Consider the following 6040-nt stretch of genomic DNA (forward strand, 5'->3'; position numbering starts at 1 on the left):
GGCCGTCTGCTCGCTCGGCTGGTTCCCGCCATCCGGCCCATTCAGTGAGATTGTCCGCCCGGTAGTCGCGCCAAAGCTGCTCTGCAAAGCTGTCGTCAAGCATCGGCGTTATCGTGGCGATGGCCGAATCAGCGATTTGGAACCGGGGATCGTGAGTTCGGCGTGCACGGGCACGTCGGCCGTGGGCGCGGGATAGGCGCCCTGCACACGGGAGGGGGAATACCTGTTGGCGCTCATCGGTTCTCACCTTAGTAAACGCAGGGAGCTTCGTCGCGAAAGACAGGCCTCCCGACCCGAAGGAGAGAGTATGCCGGCGACGTTGGAGCGCGAGGTGATCGACCTCAGCGGCCTAGACTGGCCGGTGATGGATGACACCGTAACCGCAGACACCGTCGGCGACCCTCGGCGCGAGTTCGAGGAGCAGGCGATCCCCTTCATGGATCAGCTCTACGCCGCCGCGATGCGCATGACGCGCAACCCGGCGGATGCCGCCGATCTCGTGCAGGAGACCTTCGTGAAGGCCTACGGGTCCTGGGCGAAGTTCTCGCAGGGCACGAACCTCAAGGCGTGGCTCTATCGGATCCTCACCAACACGTACATCAACATCTACCGCAAGCGCCAGCGCGAGCCTTTCCAGGGCACGATCGACGAGCTCGAGGACTGGCAGTTGGGCGGAGCCGAGTCCACCACGGCGTCGCACAGTCGTTCGGCCGAGGCGGAGGCCATCGACCGGATGCCGGCCTCGGTGGTCAAGGATGCGCTGCAGGCCGTGCCGGAGGACTTCCGCCTCGCGGTCTATCTCGCAGATGTCGAAGGTTTCGCGTATCAGGAGATCGCCGACATCATGAAGACCCCCATCGGCACCGTGATGAGCCGCCTGCACCGTGGCAGGCGGATGCTGCGGGAGCTGTTGGCAGATTACGCCGCTGAGCGGGGCATCGCCGCGGCTGAGACGAGGAGCAAGAAATGAGCGACTGCGGCTGCGACAAAGCCCGTCAGGATCTGGAGGAGTACCTCCGCAACGAGGTGTGCAAGACCGAGCACACCGAGATCCGCGAGCACCTCGACAACTGCCCGTCATGTCGGGATGAGGCTCTCGTCGCCACGACCCTCACCGAGGTGATCGCCCGCGCCTGCAAGGAGACCGCTCCCGAGCAGCTTCGCGACCAGGTCTTCGAGCGTCTGCGCGCCGTTCAGGCCTCGCAGCACTGACCGCACGCCGGAGGCCGTCGGTAGTGTGGACGGATGACCTCCATCGATGCGCGCGACGTACCCGCTGACACCACCTCGACGGAAAGACTGGCCGGAGCCGGCCTCGACTACCGCGTCGTCGATCTGAGCGATGACGCGAGCGCCTCGGGTTTCGAGCGTGCCGTCGACCGCGGATTCCTCGGCCCCGAGCCGACAAGCGACATGCTCGCCCAGGTGCGAAAGACCTTCGCGGAGCGGCGGAACGTCGGGGTGTACGAGAAGAACGCCCCGGCCGCTGCGCTGCCCGTGGCGACCATAGACGGCTGGATCACACCCCTCACCGTCCCCGGCGGCGCCGAGATCGGGATGTGGGCGATCAGCGTGGTCACGGTCGCGGCGACCCACCGCCGCCGTGGGATCGCCAGGGCGCTTCTCGAAGGGGAGCTGCGGGCTGCGGCATCCGCCGGAGTGGCCATCGCCGGGCTCACGGTGTCCGAGGCGACGATCTACGGCCGCTACGGCTTCGGTGCAGCGATTCCGGTCGCGCGCCACACGGTCGAGACACGACGTGCGGGCTGGAGCGGACCGACTCCGACCGGCACTCTCGAGTACATCGATCGCGAGACGCTCGCCGCCGACCTCGGTGCGGTGCACGAGCGCGCCCGAGGCAGAGCATCGGGACAGATCCCCGGCTGGGAAGGCCGATGGGAGGGTTACGCAGGAGTCGCGCCCACCCCGGATCGCGACCAGGCCCGCGGTGTGCGCTACCGCGACGAGGACGGTGCGCTGCGCGGGGTGATGGCCTACACCGTGGGTGAGGCGACCGGCACCTTCCGCTTCCGGATGGACGTGCGTCTGCTCGTCGCGGAGACGGCTGACGCGCGCGCCGCGCTCTGGCGCTTCGCCCTGCAGCACGACCTCGTCGATGAGGTGGTCGCCGACCTCCGCCCGATCGATGACCCCCTGCCGTGGTTGGTGCACGACACCCGCGGGGTGAAGCAGGAGGTGCACGACCACGGGTGGCTGCGCATCCTCGACCTCCCGACGGCGCTGACGGCACGTCGGTACTCGGCCCCGATCGACACGGTCCTCCGGGTCGAGGACTCGCTGGGCTTCACGAACGGCGACTGGCGCCTGCGCGTGGACGACGACGGCATCGCGACAGTCGACGCCGCAGACGAGGGCGCCGAGGCCGACATCACGCTCGACGTCTCGATGCTCTCGGCGCTCTATGCCGGTGGAGTCCGCGCCACGACACTGCACGGTGCCGGACGCATCACGGCCAGCCCTGCGGCCGTCGAGGCGTTCGACCGGGCGCTCATCTCTTTCCCCGCTCCGTCTCTCGACATCTGGTACTGATCCGCACCGCACAGACGAGAGAGGGCGCTGCGACCGGAGTCGCAGCGCCCTCTCGTCTGACGATCAGCCGAGGGTGACGGCCGCGCGGATCAGTGCTGCCTGCTCGGCGGCGTGGACCTTCGAGGATCCCGTCGCCGGCGATGCCGAAGCCGTGCGCGAGACCGGGCGGAACGATCGGTCGCCGGGAACGTCGGCGAAGGCGAGCGCGAGGAACGGCCAGGCGCCCTGGTTCTCCGGCTCTTCCTGCACCCAGACCAGCTCGGCGTTCGGGTAGGAGTCGGTGATCGCCTTGAGCTCATCGATCGGCGTCGGGTACAGCTGCTCGAGCCGGACGAGGGCGACCTCGGGATTCGGGTTCTTCTCGAGCTCGGCCCGCAGATCCCAGTGCACCTTGCCCGAGTGCACGAGCACGCGCTTGACGGCCGTGCGGTCGAGACCGCGGTCGTCGTCGATGACCGGCTCGAACCGACCCTGGGTGAACGCTTCGACCGGGCTCGTCGCGCCGCGCAGACGCAGCATCGCCTTCGGGGTGAAGACGATCAGCGGTTTGCGCGGACGGGCGTACGCCTGGCGGCGCAGCAGGTGGAAGTACGACGCGGGCGTCGACGGGCGCGACACGATCATGTTGTCCTGCGCGCACAGCTGCAGGAAGCGCTCGATGCGTGCCGACGAGTGGTCCGGTCCCTGGCCCTCGTAGCCGTGGGGGAGGAGCAGGGTGACGCTGGACTGCTGTCCCCACTTCTGCTCGGCCGCGGAGATGTACTCGTCGATGATCGACTGGGCGCCGTTGACGAAGTCGCCGAACTGCGCTTCCCAGAGCACGAGGGCCTCAGGAGCCTCGACCGAGTAGCCGTACTCGAAGCCGAGAGCGGCGTATTCGCTGAGCAGCGAGTCGTAGACGAAGAAGCGGCCCTGTGCGTCGGACAGGTTCGACAGCGGGAGCCACTCCTGGCCGTTCGCGCGGTCGTGCAGAGTCGCATGGCGCTGCACGAACGTCCCGCGACGAGCATCCTGACCGGCGAGACGCACCGAGGTGCCTTCCACGAGGAGAGAGCCGAATGCGAGCAGCTCGCCGAAGCCCCAGTCGATGACGCCGTTGCGGCTCATGTCGAGGCGCTTCTCCAGCAGCTGCTGGATCTTGGGGTGCACCGTGAAGCCCTCGGGCTTGTTCACGAAGGCGTCGCCGATCATCTGGATGACCTCGTTCGGCACACCGGTGATCTCCGGAGCGCCGACCTGGTCGTCGGCAGGCGGCAGCTCCGGGGAGATCGGCAGAGCGCCGGTCTCGGCGGCGTGCGTCTCAGCGAAGGCGATCTCCAGGCGGTTCTGGAAGTCGGCCTTGGCCTCGTCGTACTCCTGCTCGGTGATGTCACCACGACCGACGAGCGACTCGGTGTACAGGCGGCGGACGGACCGCTTCGCCTGGATGAGATCGGTCATCAGCGGCTGCGTCATCGAGGGGTCGTCTCCCTCGTTGTGGCCGCGTCGGCGGTAGCAGACCAGGTCGATCACGACATCGCGGTGGAAGCGCTCGCGGTACTCGAAAGCGAGCTGAGCGACGTGGATGACCGCTTCGGGGTCGTCGCCGTTCACGTGGAACACCGGCGCCTCGATCGTCTTGGCGACGTCGGTCGAGTAGATCGAGGTGCGACCGTCGTTCGGCGTCGTGGTGAAACCGACCTGGTTGTTCACGACCACGTGGATCGTGCCGCCGGTGCGGTAGCCGCGCAGCTGCGACATCTGCAGCGTCTCGACCACGACGCCCTGGCCTGCGAAGGCCGCGTCGCCGTGCACGAGGATCGGCAGCCAGGCGAACGTGCCGATCGGCTTGCGGTCCTGCTTGGCGCGGACGATACCCTCCAGCACGCCGTCGACCGTCTCGAGGTGCGAGGGGTTGGCGGCGAGGTAGACGGGAAGCTCAGACTGGTCGTCGGCGACGAAGGTGCCCTCGGTGCCGAGGTGGTACTTCACGTCTCCGGAGCCGCGCTGGTTGCCCGGCGTCTGCGTGCCCTCGAACTCGCGGAACACCTGGCCGTACGTCTTGCCTGCGATGTTGGTGAGTACGTTCAGGCGGCCGCGGTGGGCCATGCCGATCGCGGCGCCCTCGAGCCCGGCGGTGGCCGCGCCCTGCAGGATCTCGTCGAGCAGCGGGATCAGCGACTCGCCGCCCTCGAGCGAGAAGCGCTTCTGGCCGACGAACTTGGTCTGCAGGAAGGTCTCGAAGGCCTCGGCCTCGTTGAGCTTGCGGAGGACCCGCAGCTGCTCGTCGTGGCCGGGCTTCTGGTACTTGACCTCGACCTTCTCCTGGAACCAGCGGCGCTGCTCCGGGTCCTGGATGTGCATGTACTCGATGCCGAGCGTGCGGCAGTAGGAGTCGCGGAGCACGCCGAGGATGTCGCGGAGCTTCGCGATGCGTCGTCCTCCGAAGCCGCCCGTGACGAATTCGCGGTCGAGGTCCCAGAAGGTCAGACCGTGGCTCTCGATCTCGAGGTCGGGGTGCGAGCGCTGCACGTACTCGAGCGGGTCGATGTCGGCCATCAGATGACCACGCACGCGGAAGGAGTTGATCAGCTCCTGCACCCGCGACTGCTTGTCGACGCGCTCGGCGAGGTCGACGGCGATGTCGGGGTTCCAGCGGATGGGGGCGTACGGGATGCGCAGAGCGGCGAAGATGTCGTCGTAGAAGCCGCGCTGACCGATGAGCAGCTCGTGCACCTTCTTGAGGAACTCGCCGGAGCCCGCTCCCTGGATGACGCGGTGGTCGTAGGTGCTGGTGAGCGTGATGGTCTTGCCGATCGCCAGCTCGTTGAGCGTCTTCTCGCTCGCACCCTGGAACTCGGCCGGGTACTCGAGGGCGCCGGCGCCGATGATGCAGCCCTGGCCCTTCATCAGACGCGGCACCGAATGCACGGTGCCGATGCCGCCCGGGTTGGTGAGCGACACCGTGGTGCCCTGGAAGTCGCCCGCGGTCAGCTTGTTGCCGCGTGCGCGCGTGACCAGATCCTCGTAAGCGGAGAGGTACTCGGTGAACGTCAACGTGTCGGCGCGCTTGATGCTGGGCACCATGAGGGCGCGCGTGCCGTCGGGCTTGGGCAGGTCGATCGCGATGCCGAGGTTGACATGCGCCGGCGCCACCACGGAGGGCTTGCCGTCGACCTCTGCGTAGAACACGTTCTGGCTGCGGAACTCGTCCAGCGTGCGGATGAGCGCCCAGCCGATGAGGTGGGTGAAGCTGATCTTGCCGCCGCGGGTGCGCGCCATGTGGTTGTTGATGACGATGCGGTTGTCGATCATCAGCTTCGCCGGCACCGTGCGCACACTGGTGGCGGTCGGGACGGTGAGCGACTCGTCCATGTTCGCCGCGAGTGTCTTGGGCAGACCGCGAAGGGGCGTGACCTTGTCTTCTTCGACGGGAGCCGGAGCCTCCGCCGACTCGGACTTCGCTGCGGGCTTCGGAGCCTGCGCCGGGATCGGTGCTGCGGCGGCGGGC

4 protein-coding genes are annotated in these 6040 nt (G+C 67.8%); 3 read left to right on the plus strand and 1 reads right to left on the minus strand.

The features are described from left to right. Positions 1–307: 307 nt before the first annotated feature. The 3 genes from KZA10_RS06385 to KZA10_RS06395 are packed head-to-tail and all read left to right on the plus strand — an operon-like array spanning position 308 to position 2550. Positions 308–970, plus strand: a complete 663-nt coding sequence (locus tag KZA10_RS06385; RefSeq protein WP_141386459.1) for a sigma-70 family RNA polymerase sigma factor — start codon at positions 308–310, stop codon at positions 968–970. Next, positions 967–1212 carry a zf-HC2 domain-containing protein gene (locus KZA10_RS06390; protein WP_218682443.1) on the plus strand — a complete coding sequence of 82 codons (246 nt, stop codon included), beginning with the start codon at positions 967–969 and terminating at the stop codon, positions 1210–1212. The genes KZA10_RS06385 and KZA10_RS06390 overlap by 4 nt, the downstream gene beginning before the upstream one ends. Positions 1213–1245: 33 nt before the next feature. Then, a complete protein-coding gene (locus KZA10_RS06395; RefSeq protein WP_218682444.1) occupies positions 1246–2550 on the plus strand; it encodes a GNAT family N-acetyltransferase in 1305 nt (434 codons plus the stop codon). Between the two features lie 63 nt (positions 2551–2613). Here the strand turns inward: KZA10_RS06395 and KZA10_RS06400 are convergent. Continuing rightward, positions 2614–6040 (minus strand): multifunctional oxoglutarate decarboxylase/oxoglutarate dehydrogenase thiamine pyrophosphate-binding subunit/dihydrolipoyllysine-residue succinyltransferase subunit (locus KZA10_RS06400; RefSeq protein WP_218682445.1); only part of this gene is annotated, 3427 nt, incomplete at its 5' end.

Origin of the sequence: Microbacterium sp. BF1 (assembly GCF_019279095.1) — a bacterium.
In the GTDB taxonomy this organism is placed as follows: Bacteria; Actinomycetota; Actinomycetes; order Actinomycetales; family Microbacteriaceae; genus Microbacterium; species Microbacterium maritypicum.

What these genes read in the sequence shown, in the direction of transcription:
- KZA10_RS06385 (WP_141386459.1), top strand. Translation starts at nt 308, where the DNA reads ATGCCGGCGACGTTGGAGCGCGAGGTGATCGACCTCAGCGGCCTAGAC.
- KZA10_RS06390 (WP_218682443.1), top strand. Translation starts at nt 967, where the DNA reads ATGAGCGACTGCGGCTGCGACAAAGCCCGTCAGGATCTGGAGGAGTAC.
- KZA10_RS06395 (WP_218682444.1), top strand. Translation starts at nt 1,246, where the DNA reads ATGACCTCCATCGATGCGCGCGACGTACCCGCTGACACCACCTCGACG.